Below are 18,189 nucleotides of genomic sequence, written 5' to 3' on the forward strand. Positions count from 1 at the left end.
CTCACCTCTTGCTCTTGATCGCAGTGCCGAGCACTTGCAGATAGGAAACGAGGGCGTCCATTTCGGTCTTGCCCTTGAGGCTGGCAACCGCGCCGCTGATGTCGTCATCGGTATACGGCACGCCGAGGGTACGCATGGTTTTGAGCTTGGTTTCGGTGTGGCTGCTGTCGACCGCTTGGGTGACCAGCCACGGGTAGGCCGGCATCTTCGACTCCGGCACGACGTTGCGCGGGTTGTACAAGTGCGCGCGGTGCCAGTCATCCGAGTAACGCGCGCCGACCCGGGCGAGGTCCGGCCCGGTACGTTTCGAACCCCACAGGAACGGGTGATCCCAGACGCTTTCGCCGGCCACCGAATAGTGCCCGTAGCGTTCGGTTTCGGCGCGGAACGGACGGATCATCTGCGAGTGGCAACCGACGCAGCCTTCGCGGATGTAGATGTCGCGACCTTCCAGTTGCAGCGCGGTATAGGGCTTCATGCCCTCCACCGGTTTGTTGGTGACGTCCTGGAAGAACAGCGGGACGATCTGGGTCAGGCCGCCGATGCTCACGGCGAACACCATCAGCAGCATCAGCAGGCCGACGTTCTTTTCAATCGTTTCGTGTTTCATGGCGGACTCCTCAGGCCATCTGCGCGGCAGCGACGACGTCGGCAGGCTGCGAGGCCCGCACGGTGCGCCAGGTGTTGTAAGCCATCAGCAACATGCCGCTTAAGAAAATCGCCCCGCCGATCAGCCGCACGACAAAGCCCGGATGGCTGGCCACCAGGGTTTCGACGAAGGAGTAAGTCAGCGTGCCGTCCTCGTTGACCGCGCGCCACATCAGGCCCTGGGCGATGCCGTTGACCCACATCGAGGCGATGTAGAGCACGGTGCCGATGGTCGCGAGCCAGAAATGCGCGTTGATCAGGCCAACGCTATGCATCTGCGCCTTGCCGAAGATTTTCGGGATCATGTGGTACAGCGCGCCGATGGAAATCATCGCCACCCAGCCGAGGGCGCCGGCGTGAACGTGGCCGATGGTCCAGTCGGTGTAGTGGGAGAGGGCGTTGACGGTCTTGATGGCCATCATCGGACCTTCGAAGGTCGACATGCCGTAGAACGCCAGCGACACCACGAGGAAGCGCAGGATCGGGTCGCTGCGCAACTTATGCCACGCGCCCGAAAGGGTCATCATGCCGTTGATCATGCCGCCCCAGCTCGGTGCCAGCAGAATCAGCGACATCACCATGCCCAATGACTGTGCCCAGTCCGGCAGCGCGGTGTAGTGCAAGTGGTGCGGGCCGGCCCAGATGTACAGGGTGATCAAGGCCCAGAAGTGCACTATCGACAGGCGATACGAGTACACCGGACGTTCGGCCTGTTTCGGCACGAAGTAATACATCATGCCGAGGAAGCCGGCGGTGAGGAAAAAGCCCACAGCGTTGTGGCCGTACCACCACTGCACCATGGCGTCGGTTGCACCGGCGTACACCGAGTAGGACTTGGTGAAACTCACCGGCAACTCAAGGTTGTTGACGATGTGCAGGATCGCCACGGTGATGATGAACGCGCCGAAGAACCAGTTGCCCACATAGATGTGCTTGGTCTTGCGCTGCATGATCGTGCCGAAGAACACGATCGCGTAGGCGACCCAGACGATGGTGATCAGGATGTCGATCGGCCATTCCAGTTCGGCGTATTCCTTGGAGCTGGTGTAACCCAGCGGAAGGCTGATCGCCGCCAACAGGATCACCAGTTGCCAGCCCCAGAAGCAGAACGCGGCGATTTGCGGCGCGAACAATTGCGTCTGGCAGGTGCGTTGCACCGAGTAGAAGGAGCTGGCGAACAGCGCGCAGCCACCGAAGGCGAAGATCACCGCGTTGGTGTGCAGCGGGCGCAGACGGCCGAAACTGGTCCAGGGCAAATTGAAGTTGAGTTCCGGCCAGACCAATTGCGCCGCGAGAAAAACCCCGAGGCCCATGCCGACGATGCCCCACACCACCGTCATAATGGCGAATTGGCGGACCACCTTGTAGTTGTAGGCGGTACTGATAGAAGTGTTCATGGTTCCCCATCCACGGTTCAGCCGAAGTGAGCGCGCAAACGACGCGAATCCTTCGCCTGGAGTTATAGGCAGACTAAAAGCGAGGCAAGCATGGACAAACAGCACAAGGCCAGTATTGACGGGGATCAATGGGCGCAGTGTGTGCTCGATCATGGGTGGCTTTGGGATGCCGCTGTTGGTGAGGCTTCGGCAACGCTGATTCTGGCGCACGGGGCGGGGGCGCCGATGGATAGCGACTGGATGAACGACATGGCTGGGCGCCTTGCCGGGCTTGGGGTCAACGTGTTGCGCTTTGAGTTTCCGTATATGGCGCAGCGGCGGGTGGATGGGGTTAAGCGGCCGCCGAATCCTGCGCCGAAACTGTTGGATTGCTGGCGGGAGGTGTTTGCGCTTGTGCGGCATCATGTCGCTGGGGTTTTGGCTGTTGGCGGTAAGTCGATGGGTGGGCGAATGGCGAGTCTGGTGGCGGATGAGCTGGGGGTGGATGCGTTGGTGTGTCTGGGATATCCGTTTTATGCGGTGGGGAAGCCGGAGAAGCCTCGGGTTGAGCATTTGGCTGGTTTGAAGACTCGGACGTTGATTGTGCAGGGGGAGCGGGATGCTCTGGGGAATCGCGAGGCGGTTGAGGGGTATTCGTTAGCGCCGGCGATTGAGGTGTTTTGGTTGGTGGGGGGGGATCATGATTTGAAGCCGCTCAAGGCTTCTGGCTTTACGCATTCCGATCATTTGGCGGGTGCTGCGCAGAAGGTGGCTGAATTTCTCGGTGACTGATTTTGAGCCGGGCCGGGATTTTGCGTTGCATGAAGACCTGCTCCCTTTCCCCCTCGCCCCCTTGGGGGAGAGGGTTGGGGTGAGGGGGCTAGCTTTTGATCTTGCTCTTGGGGGCATATCCGTTGCTTTGGGAGCTGCGGCTGGCGGTTTCGCCTGACGGCGACTTACTTTTTTACAAGCGCCAAAAAAAGTAAGCAAAAAACGCTAGCTCCTGCGTTCGGCCCTCGCAGGCTCGGGTCCCTTCGCTCCGGGATCGATCCGGGCGCAGCGGCTCCGGTTTGCTTCGCTGCACCTCCTTCCGCTGTGTCTGGCTGCGCCAGACGGTCGCTGCGCTCCCACGCCCGGATCAATCCCTCCACTCAGCCTTCCGACGTCGCCGGTGGATCAAGATCAAGAGCACTCGAGCTTGCGCTCATTGTTGAGTGGTGCGGCTTCGCCGCGGGCAGCTGCGCTGCCTTGCTTTTCTGTGGGAGCGAGCCTGCTCGCGAAGGCGGCCTGACAGCCGACCTGATTCTTCCTGATGTACACCGCGCTCCTTGTAGGAGTGAGCCTGCTCGCGATGGCGGTCTCCCAGTCGACCAATCTCTACCGTTTGGACCAAATCCCTGTGGGAGCTGGCTTGCCAGCGATGGCGGCCTCCAAGCCGACCAATCCCTCACTGATGTACCCGATCCAAATGTGGGAGCGAGCCTGCTCGCGAAGGCGGCCTGACAGCCGACCTGATTCTTCCTGATGTACACCGCGCTCCTTGTAGAAGTGAGCCTGCTCGCGATGGCGGTCTCCCAGTCGACCAATCTCTACCTTTTGGACCAAATCTCTGTGGGAGCTGGCTTGCCAGCGATGGCGACCTCCAAGCCGACCAATCCCCCACTGATGTACCCGATCCAAATGTGGGAGCGAGCCTGCTCGCGAAAGCTCCCTTCCAGACGACATCAAACCACCTGCCTGTCAGAGGCAATCCCTGCATTTAAACATCATCAAATAGCCACGTTTAAACTACACGGCCCGTTACGCCATCCCGGCTACAACTCCTTGCGCCATTGCCTACGCCTACGCCAGAATCCGCCGGCTTACGCGCCATGAGGTTGGCTATATCGTTTCTCGGTCACTGACAGAAAGCAGTGATCGGGTTTGGTAGCCCGTCTGTAATGGCCGTATGTCTACGCCTTCAGACCGTCCTTTTTTTGGGGGCATGGTTATATGGTGGTCATGCGTGGGGCTCGTTCGCGAGCGCCGGGTTCCTATTGCAGCCGGTCTACCAACCCGCGTATGGCCGCCACCCTCGTTTGGTAGCGAAGGTGATGGCTCCTTCAGTCTGCGATAGGAGTTTCATCATGTTCAAAGTCACCCCCAACCCGCCACCCCCCCACGACCGCGCTCTCGATCCGCAAAAAATCCAGGAAGCCACCGACCGCGCCCTCGATTACTACCTCAAACCCGAAGATCTGGCCGCTCCACCAAGCTCTCCAAAATATCGCCCGATCTATGTCGTGGACCCCACGCTGGATGACGAAACCCTGTTGATCGAAGCCTGCGAGTCGCTTTCATACGCGCATGCCATGGCCGGTAACATCGCCAACTCGATAGGCGGCCCGGAACGCAAACCACTGCTGGCGCTGCAACAGGTAATCATGCTCAACGAACTGTTGGTCAATCGACTGCTGGATAAGCTGAAGTTGCCTCAATAATTTCGCTGGCTGTTATGGCCTCTTCGCGAGCAGGCTCGCTCCCACAGGGGATTGGTGTCTGGCACCTAGTCTGTGATCAGCGCAGATCCAATGTTGGAGTGAGCCTGCTCGCGAAGCGCCATACGGCTGAAAGGGCGGGGATGCAATCTGATCGAAACGTTGTCGCGAAAAATCACAAATCATCCCTAAGCAAGTTGAAAGTACCTATAGGCTGCGTTCGGTATCCATGGCTTTTGAACTTTGCTTCAAATGTACCTTTAGCAATCCCCTTGGTGGGATGGATGTCGATAGTGACCGTGGCTTCATCAGCATCAACATAAGTAAATCCATAAAACCCAGAGGGTCCAGGTGACGAGTGGCCGTGCTGGAATGTCAGCCCGTCTTCTAACGTATAAGTTTTATGGAACGGGGCGTCACTGGTATAGGGGATCGAGAAAGAGTAGAGAAAGATGTTCTTCTCCTCCAGCGTTCCTGTAGATCCTGAGATTGACCAGCTCTTTTCGCCCGTCGGAATAAAATGACGTAGTTCAAAAGAAATTATATTGGCCGTTGTTTCAGGGTTGGTGCCGAATTGCCAAGTGAAAACATTAGACTGTTTTGGAATGGCACCTGGTTTTGGGATGAGGATGCTATGTTTGCTCATTTTTTAGCTCCTTGGTCATATCGTGATAATGAAAACCATCTGTTCAACGATTTATAGATATGCCCCTGAAACTTGAATGTCTACTGTAAGACCTGACAGTAGACATACGCTGTGTTCTGTGGATTTCCGCCAGGATTTCCGAATGTGCAGCGCAAAACTTTCTGATGAAGTTCAATATTAGATGTCTGGGTTTGGCAGGCGGCGCAATGCATGACTGAACTACTCAAGCACAGTCTCAACCTACTCAAATCCTATTGAGTAGTTCATTGACACAAGAAAAAACCCGGAAGGCTCACGCCATCCGGGTTTTTTCATTCCAGCCTTCCAATCAGCGGTTAAACCGCGCCACCAACGAATACTGCGTGTTGGCCGTCTTCGTCAGTTCTTCACTGAGCAACGCCGAGTTGTGCGCTTGTTCCGAGGTCTGATCGGCCAGTTCCGAGATATTGCTGATGTTACGGCTGATCTCTTCAGCCACGGCACTTTGCTCTTCGGTCGCGGCGGCGATCTGGGTGGTCATGTCGGTGATGTTGGCCACCGCTTCGCTGATGCCGACCAGTGCCTGATCCGCTTCCAGGACCCGCGCCACGCCTTCTTCAGCCTGGCGATGCCCGGCTTCCATGGTTTGCACGGCGCTGGAGGCAGTCTGCTGCAACTTGGCGATCAGGGCGTGAATCTGCCCGGTGGATTCGCTGGTGCGTTGCGCCAGTTGGCGGACTTCGTCAGCCACGACCGCAAAACCACGGCCCATTTCACCGGCACGCGCTGCTTCAATCGCAGCGTTGAGGGCGAGGAGGTTGGTCTGGTCGGCGATGCCTTTGATCACGTCGACCACGCCGCCGATTTCGTCGCTGTCCTTGGCCAGTTGCGTCACGGTCAGGCCGGTTTCGCCGACGACCACCGACAGACGCTGGATCGCTTCGCGGGTTTCGCCGGCGATGTCGCGGCCGCGGCCGGTCAGGCGGTTGGCTTCCTGGGTGGCGTCAGCGGTGCGCTGTACGTGGCTGGCGACTTCCTGGGTGGTGGCGGCCATCTGGTTGACGGCGGTGGCGACCTGTTCGGTTTCCACGCGCTGGCGTTCCAGGCCGGTTGAGCTGTTGTGTGCCAGGGCGTCGGACTGCTTGGCCTGTTCGGTCAAGTGCTCGGCGGTGTCCTGCAGGCGGGTCAGACAGGTTTTCAGGCGTGCTTCCTGGCTGAGGATCGACATTTCCAGACGCGCCTGGGCGCCACGGCTGTCGGTGTACATCTGCGCGATCAGCGGGTCGGAGGTGGTCTGTTCGGCCAGGCGCAGCAGGCGCTTGAGCCCGCGTTGCTGCCATTGCAGGCCCATCAGGCCCAACGGCACCGAAAGACCGGCGGCGAGGGCGAAGCCCCACTGCGAGTTCAGCGTCGCGCCGATCATGAAGCTCAGCTGGCTGACCAGAATGAACGGCAGCCAGTCCTGCAGGAGCGGCAGCCATTTGTCCGTCGATGGAATCGCCGACTTGCCCTGGTTGATGCGTTGGTAGAGCGCTTCGGCGCGGCGGATCTGTTCGGCGGTGGGCTTGACGCGCACGGACTCGTAACCGATCACCTGGCTGCCGTCGAACACCGGTGTGACATAGGCGTTAACCCAATAGTGGTCACCGGATTTGCAGCGATTCTTGACGATGCCCATCCATGGCAAGCCTTGTTTCAGTGTGCCCCACATGTGCGAGAACACCGCCGATGGCACGTCAGGGTGGCGGACCAGATTGTGCGGCGCACGGATCAGTTCCTCCCGCGAAAACCCGCTGATCTCGACAAAATCGTCGTTACAGTAGGTGATCATGCCCTTGGCATCGGTGGTGGAAATCAACCGTTGCTGAGCTGGAAAGGTCCGCTCGCGTTGTGTAATGGGCTGGTTGTTACGCATGGTTTTTCAATCCGCAAGGCTTTGAATGGTTGTCGGCGCCGACAGGTTTTTATTGAAGTTTTTTTTCAGATTTAAGTACGCCGTCGCAAAACCGCGCTTGCGTCAACTGGCCAGCATCGGATAGGTGAACAGGCCGAAGTGCAACAGATTCAGGCCGAAATGGGTGGCGATCGCCGCGCCCAGTCCGCCGAAACGGTAGGCCAGACCATAGCCGACCCCGGCCAGTCCCGCCAGCAACACCCAGGTCCAGCCAGCACCGACATGCACCAGACCGAACAATAGCGATGCCGACAGCAGTGCGAGGTTGTCTCCGTAGGGCAGGTGCTTGAGGCGACGGCTGAGTCCGCCCTGTATATAGCCGCGAAACAGTGCTTCCTCGACCAGCGTCACCAGCAGCAGATTGTTCAGCACCCACAGCCAGGCCTGATCCGGCCATTTCGGTGCCCAGGCGATCACGCCAAGTAAAAGCGCGCCGCCGAGGGCGAGAATCGCACATAGCGTCAGGGCGAGGGCGGTGGCATAGACCGTCAGGCGCAACGATCGCCGCGCGACGATCCACGGACAAACCAGCAGCAACCAGAAGCCCACCAGCGGTTTGTCGAGATTGAAGTACATCGCGAACGGCACCGCGTTGTCAGTGAAACGTTGCGGATTGATCACCCGGCCGTTGGCGAAGCCCGGCAGCCAGTGCAGCGCCAGTGCCACGGCCAGAACGATGAACAGGCCATGGCCGAGCCAACGCGCGACCGGCACCTCTTGCTGACGCACGGCGAACGCGGCGAACAGCAAAAGCCCCACGGAGATCAATGCCAGCCAACCGAGCTGGCCGTAGCTCAGGGCCAGTCCGTAACCGAGGCCGAGCAGCGCGAGGTAGAGCCAGGGCAGCGCCTTCATCGAAAGTCCTTGTGCGAGATTTCTGGAAGGGGCTTTCTACACGGGCGAGGGAGGTGGGACAAGTGAAGGTGTGGCAGTCATGCCAGACACAAATCAAATGTGGGAGCGAGCCTGCTCGCGAAAGCGGTCTTCCAGATGACGTCACTGGCGACTGACACTCCGCTTTCGCGAGCAGGCTCGCTCCCACAGGTTTTGCATTCGGCTGGATATCAGCGCAGGCCCAGTTTGGCCGCTGCGCGTTCGGTAATCTCGGTGCGCAGCTTCAACGAAGGCGCCGCGCGTAACCGCGCTTCATCGACAACTGCACTCGGTGCCACGTCCGGGCTGCCGGCATTGAACGGCGGTGCCGGGGCATATTCCAGTTGCAACTGCACCAGTTGCGCTGTGTCGGCATCGACCAGTTCCGCCGCCAGCACCAAGGCAAAATCGATCCCGGCAGTGATTCCGCCACCGGTAAACAGATTGCCGTCGCGTACCACCCGATCCTTCACCGCAACCGCGCCCAGCGTCGGCAGCAACTGGTGATACGCCCAATGCGTGGTCGCACGTTTGCCCTGCAGCAGGCCCGCCGCGCCGAGCACCAGCGAGCCGGTGCACACCGAGGTCACGTAACGTGCCTGGGCGGCCTGATGTTTAATGAAGTCCAGCGTCTGCTGATCTTCCATCAACGGCCCGACGCCACTGCCGCCGGGCACGCAGATTACGTCCAGATCCGGGCAATCCTCGAAAGTCGTAGTCGGTTTCAGCAGCAGCCCGGTGCTGGATGTCACTGGCATCAGATCCTTCCAGATCAGGTGGACCTGCACGCCGGGCAACGAGGCGAGGACGTCGTAGGGGCCGGTGAGGTCGAGTTGCTGGACCTGCGGGAATAACAGAAAACCGATCTGCAGCGTCATCGTTCTTGCTCCGTTGAAAGAAGTGGACGACTTCACTGTAGGCGGGTAGGTTCTGGCGCATACGCCAATAACCCCACGAATTACGCCAAATGCCTAAAGCCATTCACGTCCTCGCGTTTGCCAATATGCAGATTCTTGATGTCACCGGGCCGTTGCAGGTGTTCGCCTCGGCCAACGATCTGGCCCGCCAGCGCGGTTTGCCCACGCCCTATGCGCCGAGCGTGATCGCCAGCGGCGGCGGGGCGGTGATGTCATCGGCGGGGTTGGCGGTGCTCGCCGAACCGTTGCCGCAAACGCCCAGCGACACATTGATCATCTCGGGTGGCTGGGGCATTTATGCGGCATCGGAAGATCTGCAACTGGTCGACTGGGTACGCGAACATGCGCGCGGCTGCCGGCGCGTGGCTTCGGTATGCACCGGGGCCTTTCTACTCGCCGCCAGCGGTTGGCTCGATGGCCGCCGCGTGGTCACGCACTGGACGCGCTGCGAGCAACTGGCCGAGCAACATCCCAATCTGCGCGTCGAAGCCAATCCGATTTTCATCAACGACGGCCCGGTGTGGACGTCCGCCGGGGTCACGGCCGGTATCGATCTGGCGCTGGCCATGGTTGAAGAAGACCTCGGCCGCGACATCGCCCTCGACGTCGCCCGGCACTTGGTCGTCTTCCTGAAACGCCCGGGCGGGCAGTCGCAGTTCAGCGTGACGCTGTCGCTGCAACAACAGGGCAACCGCTTCGATGAACTGCACGCCTGGATCGCCGAGAACCTGACCTGCGACCTCGGCATCCCGACCCTCGCCGAACAGGCCGGCATGAGCGAACGCAGCTTTATCCGCCACTACCGCGCCGACACCGGCCAGACCCCGGCGCGGGCGATCGAATTGATCCGCGTCGAAACCGCCCGCCGACTGCTCAGCGATACCGGTTTGCCGGTGAAACGCATCGCCGCCAATTGCGGCTTTGGCAGTGAAGAGACGCTGCGGCGCAGTTTTCTGCGAGCGATTGGCGTGACGCCGCAGGCTTATCGGGAGCGGTTTTCGGTCAGCGTTGCAGCAGATCCAGTATTGCCTTGAGGGTTTCCTGCGGCGCTTCTTCGGGAATGTTGTGGCCGACACCCGCGAGCACGCGCCGCTCATAAAAGCCGCTGAAATGCTCGGCATCTTCATCAATCAGCGAAGGCGGGCCGACGCCATCATCGCCACCGCACAGCGAAATGCTCGGTACGCGGATCACCGGCTGTGTGGCCAGCGCTTCTTCCATCCACTCCAGGGTTGGATCGCCCGGGGCGTAGCCGAAGCGATGCCGATAGGAATGAATCACCACGTCGACAAAGTCAGGATTATCAAAAGCGCCAGCGGTCAGCGGGTAGCGTTCGTCCTTTCGCGCCCATGTCGGCGACCACAGCCGCCAAAGCAACTGACACAACGCCCGGCGATTCTGCTTAAGTCCTCCGACGCCACGCGGCGTGTGGAAGTAGTACTGATACCAGAGCCGATGCTCGTCTTCCGGGTCCAACGGCTGGTTCGCATGGGCGATGTCCTGCACGAGGTAGCCGTCGCCGCTGACCAGTCCGCGCACCCGCGCCGGAAACAACGCCGCGACAATACACGCTGCCCGACCGCCCCAGTCATAACCGCAAAGCGTGGCCTGTTCGATGCCCAGCGCATCCATCAGATCGAGCAAGTCCTGCGCCATCGCAGCTTGCTGACCGGAGCGCAGGGTTTGCGCACTGTTGAACCGGGTCGGCCCGTAACCGCGCAAGTACGGCACGATGACGCGGTAGCCTCGCGCGGCCAGCGCCGGGGCGACTTCGTCGAAGGTGCGCGGGGAATAGGGGAAGCCGTGGAGCAGAATTACCGGGGCGCCGTTGTTCGGACCGTGCTGTTCGTAGGCAATGGTCAGGGTTGGGGTAAGAACGCTCTCGATCATGACGAACCACTCCGTTTGAATCGTATTCAGACACTCTGGATCTGCGAACGGAATGCGGGTCACCGCTGCGCAGGTTTCACCATGAATATGGGCCTGAGCCAGTTGTCTGGCATGCAGGCCCGTTGTGGAAAAATCCCGTCCAGTCAGGGATCGGTCTGACATGCGCTGACGAAAAAACAGCCCTACGGCTGCCAGGAACTCTTCTCGCCACTCAACTTGCGATCAAGAAAACTCGCCGCACTGATCAGCGCCAGATGCGTCAGCGCTTGCGGCGTGTTGCCCAGATGCCGGCCATGGCTGTCGAACTCTTCGGCGTATAGCCCAAGCGGATTGGCATATCGCAGCAATTGCTCGAACTCCAGGTGGGCTTTTTCCACCTGGCCGGCGCGGGCCAGGCATTCGACGTACCAGAACGAACACGCGGCGAACGCGCCTTCGGTGCCGCTGAGGCCATCGATGTTGGCGTCCTCGTTGCGATAGCGATAGACCATGCCGTCACGCACCAGGGTTTTTTCGATTGCTTCCAGAGTCGACAGCCAGCGCGGATCCTTGGCGCTGACGAAGCGTACCAGCGGCATCAGCAGCATCGAGCCATCCAGTGCGGTGCCGCCCTTGTACTGAACGAAATGCCCGCGCTCTTCGTCCCAGAAGTTGTCCCAGATGTCGGTGTAGATCGCTTGCCGGGTGTCATCCCAACGGGCGAACGGCGCCGGCAGCGAACGCTTGGAAGCCAGACGGATCGCCCGGTCCAGCGCCACCCAGCACATCAGCCGCGAGTGCAGGAAATGATGGGTCTCACCGCGCATTTCCCAAATGCCGACATCTTCGCTCTGCCAGTTTTCGCAGACCTGATCGACCACTTCGCCGACGTGCCGCCAGCCTTCGTGGGAAATCGCATCACCGTACTTGTTGACCAGATACACGGCGTCCATCAGCTCGCCGAAGATGTCCAGTTGGACCTGATCGTAGGCACCATTGCCGATCCGCACCGGTTGCGCGCCGCCGTGACCGGACAGGTGCGTGAGTTCGGTTTCCGGCAACTCCTGCTGGCCGTCGATGGCATAGAGGATGTTGAGCTTCATCGGTTTGCCGCAGCAATCGCTGACCCGTCCGCGCAGCCATTGCATGTAGTGGTTGGCTTCATCGACAAAGCCCAGGCGCATGAACGCGTAAACCGTGAACGAGGCATCGCGGATCCACGTGTAGCGGTAATCCCAATTGCGCTCGCCGCCGGGAGTTTCCGGCAGGCCGAAGGTGGCGGCGGCGAGGATCGCACCGTGGCGACGCGAGGTCAGCAGTTTCAGGGCGAGGGCGGAGCGATTGACGATTTCCCGCCAGCGCCCGCGATAGTTGGATTGGCCGATCCAGCCGCGCCAGTATTTGAGGGTGCGCTCCATGCACAACTCGCCGGCGCCTTCGGCAAAACGCGGATCGTCGCTGCCGCCGAGCATGAACGCGGCGGTTTCATGGTGCTTGAGGGTGAACTGCGCGACGGCCGCTTGCGCGTCGATCTGCAGTGCCTGATCTGAAGCCAGGCGTATCGACGGCTGGCCAGCGGCGTGGAACGTTACGTCTTTTTCGTCCATTTCTGCCCGGGTGTCGGCGCGGCCATAGTCGTGGCGCACCGCGCAACGCAGATTGAACGTCGCCGAGCCGCTGACCACGCGCACCCGGCGCATCAGCAGCGGCAGGGCGTCGACATCGTCTCCGATGGGCAACAGATCGGTGATTTCCACCACTGCGTGCTCACTTAGCCAACGGGTCTGCAAGACGTTGGTGTCGGGCAGATAAATCTGTTCCCGGCGCGCATCCGGCAAGTCCGGCGCGAGCTGGAAAATCCCTGCTTCAGGGGTATCGAGCAGCGAGCAGAAGATCGTCGGGCTGTCGAACTCCGGCCAGCAGAAAAAATCCACGCTGCCCTTGTTGTTGACGAGTGCGGCGCTGCGCATGTCGCCGATGATGCCGTGCGCACCGATGGCGCTTTGTTGTTCCATTTCTGCCTCAGCCATTGCCACGAAACTCCGGATAGAGGCTCATCCCGCCATCGATGAACAGGGTGGTGCCGACGATGTAATCGGACAGATCGGAAGCGAGGAAAACCACTGCGTTGGCGACATCCTCGACATCGCCGATGCGTCCATAGGGAATCAGCTCAAGAAGTTTGTCGCCGGCCGCGCCTTCAGTGGCTTCTGTGTTGATGGCCGTGCTGATCGCACCGGGCGCGATGCTGTTGATACGGATGCGCTGGTGGCTGACTTCCTGAGCGAGGCTCTGCATCAACTGATCGACGCCGCCCTTGGACGCCGCGTAATTGACATGCCCGGCCCATGGAATGCGCTGGTGCACCGAGCTCATGTGAATGATCTTGCCCGCCGCGCGCGACACGCCTTCGCGCACGCCCTGACGCTGGAAAATCCGCAACGCCGCCCGTGCGCAGAGGAACTGCCCGGTGAGGTTGACGCCGATCACCGTGTTCCAGTCGTCGAGGGTCATGTCCACGGCGGCAGCGTCTTTTTGCAGACCGGAGTTGGCCACCAGAATGTCCAGCGAGCCGAAGGCTTCGACGGTCTCGGCGAACAGCCGCTCGACCTCGTCCTCTTTCGAAACATCGGCGCCGATAGCGAGGGCCTTGCCGCCCTTGGCGTTGATTTGCGCGGCCAGTTCTTCCGCAGGTTCAGCGCTGCTGTTGTAGTTGATCACGACCGCAGCACCGGCCGCAGCGAGTGCTTTGGCGGCGGCATGGCCGATGCCGGAGCTGGCACCCGTGACCAGCGCCACCTGATGAGCGAGGGAAATCTGCATGACGATTCGCGCCTTGGTTCCAGAGACTTAAGTAGCTGACTGATGGCAGACGCTGAGAGTTCATTTGCTGGATGCGGTGATTGCGCCGGCCCCTTCGCGAGCAGGCTCGCTCCCACCGGGGGACGGCATTTCGAATGTGCGAGCGAAGGGGCCTTCACAGACCGCTAACAATTGCGCGCTTCCACGGCATTCAAGGCTATGGCAACTTGGCCGCCCCTGATGAGGCTGCAATCGATGGCAAATCCCTACCGCGAATTGTTCACCGCCCCCGGCGCCCGTGCGTTTGTGCTGGCCGGGATGCTGGCGCGCATGCCCATTTCCATGACCGGCATCGGCCTCATCACCATGCTTGCGCAGTTGAACGGCGGTTATGCGCTGGCGGGGGCGGTGGCGGCGACGTTTGCCTTGGCCACGGCGTTTTGCGCGCCGCAGGTATCGCGGTTGGTGGACCGTTATGGTCAGGGGCGGGTGCTGCCGATCGCAGCGCTGACCGGTGGCGGCGGGTTATTGAGTTTGCTGCTGTGCACGCGTTTGCAGGCGCCGGACTGGACTTTGTTCGTCTTTGCCGCGCTGGCCGGGTGCATGCCGAGCATGTCGGCGATGGTGCGGGCGCGCTGGACTGAAATCTACCGTGGCCAGCCGCAATTGCAGACGGCGTATGCCCTGGAGTCGGTGCTCGACGAAGTGTGTTTTATCGTCGGGCCGCCGCTGTCGGTGGGCTTGTCGGTCGCGGTGTTTCCCGAGGCCGGGCCGCTGGCGGCGCTGTTGGCCTTGGCCATTGGCGTGACGGCGTTTGTCGCCCAGCGCAGCACCGAACCACCGGTGCACGCGCAGGAGTCGCAGCATCAGGGCTCGATCATTCGCTCGACCGACGTGCAATGGCTGCTGGCGTTGATGCTGGCGATGGGCGTGATCGTCGGAGTCATCGATGTGGTCAGCGTCGCTTTCGCTCAACATCAGGGCCAGCCGGCAGCGGCGAGTATTGTTTTGTCGGTGTACGCGATCGGCTCATGCCTGGCCGGCATCGCCTTCGGTGCGATGCGTTCGAAACTGCCGTTGCCGCGCCTGTTTCTCTACGGCGGTGTGGCGACGGCGGTGACCACGCTGCCGCTGCTTTTGGCGAGCAACATCCTCGGCTTGTCGATCGCGGTATTTATCGCCGGGCTGTTTTTTTCGCCGACGTTGATTGTAGCGATGGCGTTGATCGAACGCATCGTGCCGCCGGCCAAACTGACCGAAGGCCTGACCTGGCTGGTGACCGGGCTGAGCATCGGCGTGGCGATCGGCGCCGCCGGTTCCGGCGCGCTGGTCGATGCGTTTGGCGCGCGCAGCGGATTCTGGCTGGCGATTGCGGCGGGGGCGGTGGTGCTGGTTTCAGCGTTTCAAAGTTTCCGTCACTTGAAATGAAATTCCACTGTGGGAGCGAGCCTGCTCGCGAATGCGTTGTATCAGGTATGAAGATATTTACTGACACACCGCCTTCGCGAGCAGGCTCGCTCCCACAGTTATTTTGCGGTGTTACCAGCCTCGTCCTGAGTTGATCCAGAAGTTGACTGACAGCGACGTCGACACCGACTCCACCTGATGGAACCAGCCCTCGGGCAGGAACAGCAGATCCCCAGCCTCCAGCGTCACCCGCAAAAACGTCACCTCCCGCGCTGCCGGGAAGCGTTCATAGTCCGGCGCATCGGGGTTGAAATCGCAGCCATCCAGGCCACCCTTGGGCGCGGTCGACCAGGTGCCCAGTGCCTCGCGGTGATGCGGCGCGGCAAGGGTGAATTTTTTCTGCCCCCAAACCTGCGCGAAGAGGTTGTCGGTATCATCGCGGTGCAATGGCGTCAGCGTGCCCTTGGGGCCGATCCAGATACGTGGCGGAATGAACAGCGACGTGTCGAAGTAGGGCGGGTACTGGATCTGCTGCAGCAACTGCGCGGGCAGGATGTTGTTGCCCATGTACGCCGGCGGCTCGCCGTCCGCGCCTTTGACTGCCGGGCTGTCCAGTGAGGCGATGAACTCGGCCATCGAGGTCGAGCGGAAATCACGCTCGGTGGAAAAGGTCTTCTTCACGTAATCGCCATGACGGGTGATGCCCTGCAGTTCGGCGAAATGCACCAGCGACTCCTCGCGGCTCAGGCTGAACAGTGGCCAGTCGTGCAGGGCATTGCTGATCACCAACGGAATGCCGTTGGGCAGATACCGGGTTTCGAATTCGTGCCGGCTCAACTCGGCGCGTGTGCGACGTTCGACGCTGGTCTGCCGAGGCAGCGCGGCAGTGAGCTTTTCGCTGAAGCGTGGCGGCGTCGGGTAGCGCTTGTTCATGTCGACCTTTTCCACCGTGCCGCCTCCCTGGCGGGCGTGGTCGATGATCTGCGGCAGCATTGTCGCCAGGCCCATGTTGCCGCCGATCTTCAGGCGCCCGCTGGCGAACAGTTCCTCGACGTTGGCCACGCCGGCCATGATCCCCAAAAAGTCCTTTTCCGCGACTTCGATGGTCACGTCCGGGCTGGGGTGGCGACCGGCTGCGGTGCGCTGGCTGGTCTTGATGTCATACCAGTACGCCTGTTGCGCACTGAAGATGAACTGGAAAACCCCCTCGATGCCGACCGCGCCGGCGTTGGCGAACAACTTGCCCAGAATGCTCTGCAGGTCCACGGTGATTCCCTCGCGATTGTTGTTTTTTTCCTGAACAGGCAACGAGCGGCTGGCGGGGGAATTTAGCGACCGGGCGACTAATTTGTCCGGCGAGTGATCCGTCTTTCTTGCAGACACATTTTTCAAGGAAAGCGCGGTGACCAAGCTGACATTGCTGTGCCTGCCCTATTCGGGCGCCAGCGCCATGGTTTACAGCCGCTGGCGGCGTCAACTGCCGACGTGGCTGCAATTGCAACCGGTGGAACTGCCGGGACGTGGCGCGCGGTTCGATGAACCGCTGCAAACCGACATGCGCGCACTGGCGCGGCAACTGGCGCGCGAGCACAAGCCGGGGTTGCAAGGCCCGTATGCGTTGTTCGGGCATAGCCTCGGTGCGTTGCTCGCCTGCGAAATGGCCCATGCCTTTCGCGAATTGGGTGTGCCGGAGCCGCTGGCGCTGTTCGCCTCCGGCACCGCCGCACCGTCCATGCGCAGCGATTACGACCGCGGCTTTGCCGAACCGCGCAGCGATGAGGAACTCATCGAACAGTTGCGCACCTTTCAGGGCACCAGCGAAGAAATCCTCGCCAATCAGGAATTGATGAGCCTGACCCTGCCGGTGCTGCGCGCCGATTTCATGATGTGCGGGCGCTTCACGCCTGCCGAGCGGCCCCTACTCAATTGCCCGGTGCACGTGCTCGGTGGCAAGGAAGACCGCGCCACCACCGAACAACTGATCGGCTGGAGCAAAGAGACCCTGGGCAGTTTCTCGGTGGACATGATGACCGGCGGGCATTTCTTCATTCATGAGCACGAAGCGCGGGTCATTCGCACGATCAAGAGCCATCTGGAAGTGCATCACCGACGCCTTGCGCAGGCCGTGCAACCGGCGTTCTGAGACGCGCCTCATCTATCATTTTCAGGAGGCCAGTCATGGCTGTTGCTCTGGGGTTTTCCGTGCGGCCATTGCTGCCGCAGCGCGGACGTTTGCCGCTGTTGGTCGAGGCGGGCGATGCCGACACCGATCTGTTGGCGGTATTCGATGAATTGAAGGCCTTGGTCGACGAGCATTTGCTGCGCGACGGTGGCGTGCTATTTCGCGGTTTTCGCCTCGATGGCGCCGAGCAGTTCCGCCAGTTCGCCGCGAATTTCGGCCATCCGCTGCTGAACTACGAGTTCGGCTCGACGCCGCGTACCAACGTCACCCAAGGCGTGTACACCTCCACCGAATACCCGGCGCACCAGAGCATTCCGCTGCACAACGAGCAGGCCTATTCCCGCGACTGGCCGATGAAGATCTGGTTCTACAGCATGATCGCTGCCAGGTCCGGAGGCGAGACGCCGATTGCCGACAGCCGCGAAGTCTACCGGCGCATCCCCGTGGCGATCCGCGAGCGGTTCGTCAGCAAAGGCCTGATGTACGTGCGCAACTTCGGCAATGGCCTCGATGTGGCCTGGGAAGACGTGTTCAACACCGAAGACCGCGAAGTCGTCGAGGCCTACTGCAAGGCTCACGGCATAGTTTGCGAGTGGAAGGACGACGGTGAGCTGCGCACGCGGCAGACCTGTCAGGCGGTGGCGGTGCACCCGGTCACGGGCGACCACGTCTGGTTCAATCAGGCGCACCTGTTTCACATCTCCAACCTGCCAGCGGACGTGCGCGAAAGCTTGCTCGACATCGTCGACGAAGAAGACCTGCCACGTAATGTCTACTACGGCGACGGCTCGCCGATCGAAGACGAAGTGCTGGCGCAGATTCGCGCGGTGCTCGACGACTGTGCGATCAGTTTCCCCTGGCAGGAGGGCGATGTGCTGATGCTCGACAACATGCTCTCGGCTCACGCGCGCTCACCGTTCGAAGGGCCGCGCAAAGTCATCGTGGCCATGGCCGAGGGGCATTCGCAGGACGTGCGCTGACCTGTTCGCAACCCTTCAACTCAAATGCCGAATCCGGGCCTGTACCGGCTTCGGCATTTGTCTGTCTGGCCTTTGTGCC

Annotated in this window: 16 protein-coding genes; 6 read left to right on the forward strand and 10 right to left on the reverse strand. The window is 60.9% G+C overall.

Annotated elements, in window-relative coordinates; all coding sequences use genetic code 11:
• Window position 1 precedes the first annotated feature (1 nt).
• Both ccoO and ccoN read right to left on the reverse strand, forming a co-directional pair.
• Window positions 2-610, reverse strand: a complete 609-nt coding sequence (ccoO, locus tag AB4N85_RS04375; RefSeq protein WP_003223389.1) for a cytochrome-c oxidase, cbb3-type subunit II — start codon at window positions 608-610, stop codon at window positions 2-4.
• Between the two features lie 10 nt (window positions 611-620).
• Window positions 621-2,045, reverse strand: a complete 1,425-nt coding sequence (ccoN, locus tag AB4N85_RS04380; protein ID WP_024012337.1) for a cytochrome-c oxidase, cbb3-type subunit I — start codon at window positions 2,043-2,045, stop codon at window positions 621-623.
• A 90-nt stretch (window positions 2,046-2,135) separates the two neighbouring features.
• Here ccoN and AB4N85_RS04385 point away from each other — a divergent pair, with 90 nt between their 5' ends.
• Together AB4N85_RS04385 and AB4N85_RS04390 are read left to right on the forward strand one after the other, a co-directional pair.
• Complete coding sequence (locus AB4N85_RS04385; RefSeq protein WP_252869096.1) at window positions 2,136-2,816, forward strand: alpha/beta family hydrolase; 681 nt, start codon at window positions 2,136-2,138, stop codon at window positions 2,814-2,816.
• Window positions 2,817-4,150: 1,334 nt separating this feature from the next.
• The gene (locus tag AB4N85_RS04390) at window positions 4,151-4,504 is read left to right on the forward strand and encodes a DUF6124 family protein (protein WP_150635805.1); all 354 of its coding nucleotides are present in this window, start codon (window positions 4,151-4,153) and stop codon (window positions 4,502-4,504) included.
• 172 nt (window positions 4,505-4,676) lie between these two features.
• Here the strand turns inward: AB4N85_RS04390 and AB4N85_RS04395 are convergent, their stop codons facing one another.
• From AB4N85_RS04395 to inhA, 4 genes are all read right to left on the reverse strand, one after another.
• A complete protein-coding gene (locus tag AB4N85_RS04395) occupies window positions 4,677-5,147 on the reverse strand; it encodes a hypothetical protein (protein WP_252869097.1) in 471 nt (156 codons plus the stop codon).
• Window positions 5,148-5,475: 328 nt separating this feature from the next.
• Window positions 5,476-7,041 (reverse strand): methyl-accepting chemotaxis protein, encoded by a 1,566-nt coding sequence (locus AB4N85_RS04400; protein ID WP_041479077.1) that lies wholly within the window; start codon window positions 7,039-7,041, stop codon window positions 5,476-5,478.
• A gap of 102 nt (window positions 7,042-7,143) precedes the next feature.
• On the reverse strand, window positions 7,144-7,935 hold the full coding sequence (locus AB4N85_RS04405; RefSeq protein ID WP_236169426.1) for a CPBP family intramembrane glutamic endopeptidase: 792 nt from the start codon (window positions 7,933-7,935) through the stop codon (window positions 7,144-7,146).
• 209 nt (window positions 7,936-8,144) lie between these two features.
• Window positions 8,145-8,831, reverse strand: a complete 687-nt coding sequence (inhA, locus tag AB4N85_RS04410; protein WP_150741403.1) for an isonitrile hydratase — start codon at window positions 8,829-8,831, stop codon at window positions 8,145-8,147.
• Between the two features lie 89 nt (window positions 8,832-8,920).
• Between inhA and AB4N85_RS04415 the strand changes: the two genes are divergently transcribed.
• Window positions 8,921-9,904, forward strand: a complete 984-nt coding sequence (locus AB4N85_RS04415; RefSeq protein ID WP_252869098.1) for a GlxA family transcriptional regulator — start codon at window positions 8,921-8,923, stop codon at window positions 9,902-9,904.
• On the opposite strand, the gene AB4N85_RS04420 is transcribed toward AB4N85_RS04415, so the two are convergent.
• From AB4N85_RS04420 to AB4N85_RS04430, 3 genes are all read right to left on the reverse strand, one after another.
• The gene (locus AB4N85_RS04420) at window positions 9,873-10,760 is read right to left on the reverse strand and encodes an alpha/beta fold hydrolase (protein ID WP_252869099.1); all 888 of its coding nucleotides are present in this window, start codon (window positions 10,758-10,760) and stop codon (window positions 9,873-9,875) included. The genes AB4N85_RS04415 and AB4N85_RS04420 overlap by 32 nt on opposite strands.
• A gap of 182 nt (window positions 10,761-10,942) precedes the next feature.
• Window positions 10,943-12,769: a glycoside hydrolase family 15 protein gene (locus tag AB4N85_RS04425; RefSeq protein ID WP_252869100.1), complete on the reverse strand. Its 1,827-nt coding sequence runs from the start codon at window positions 12,767-12,769 to the stop codon at window positions 10,943-10,945.
• Entirely contained in the window at window positions 12,762-13,562 is an 801-nt protein-coding gene (locus AB4N85_RS04430; RefSeq protein ID WP_252869101.1) for a glucose 1-dehydrogenase, read from the reverse strand. The genes AB4N85_RS04425 and AB4N85_RS04430 overlap by 8 nt, the downstream gene beginning before the upstream one ends.
• A gap of 234 nt (window positions 13,563-13,796) precedes the next feature.
• On the opposite strand from AB4N85_RS04430, the gene AB4N85_RS04435 reads away from it, so the two are divergent.
• Window positions 13,797-14,969, forward strand: a complete 1,173-nt coding sequence (locus AB4N85_RS04435; protein ID WP_252869102.1) for an MFS transporter — start codon at window positions 13,797-13,799, stop codon at window positions 14,967-14,969.
• Between the two features lie 111 nt (window positions 14,970-15,080).
• Here the strand turns inward: AB4N85_RS04435 and AB4N85_RS04440 are convergent, their stop codons facing one another.
• Window positions 15,081-16,214 (reverse strand): cupin-like domain-containing protein, encoded by a 1,134-nt coding sequence (locus AB4N85_RS04440; protein ID WP_252869103.1) that lies wholly within the window; start codon window positions 16,212-16,214, stop codon window positions 15,081-15,083.
• Between the two features lie 136 nt (window positions 16,215-16,350).
• Here AB4N85_RS04440 and AB4N85_RS04445 point away from each other — a divergent pair, with 136 nt between their 5' ends.
• Together AB4N85_RS04445 and AB4N85_RS04450 are read left to right on the forward strand one after the other, a co-directional pair.
• Window positions 16,351-17,091: a thioesterase II family protein gene (locus AB4N85_RS04445; protein WP_252869104.1), complete on the forward strand. Its 741-nt coding sequence runs from the start codon at window positions 16,351-16,353 to the stop codon at window positions 17,089-17,091.
• A 35-nt stretch (window positions 17,092-17,126) separates the two neighbouring features.
• On the forward strand, window positions 17,127-18,110 hold the full coding sequence (locus tag AB4N85_RS04450) for a TauD/TfdA family dioxygenase (RefSeq protein WP_016773893.1): 984 nt from the start codon (window positions 17,127-17,129) through the stop codon (window positions 18,108-18,110).
• Window positions 18,111-18,189 lie beyond the last annotated feature (79 nt).

This window comes from Pseudomonas sp. H1_G08, from assembly GCF_054681355.1.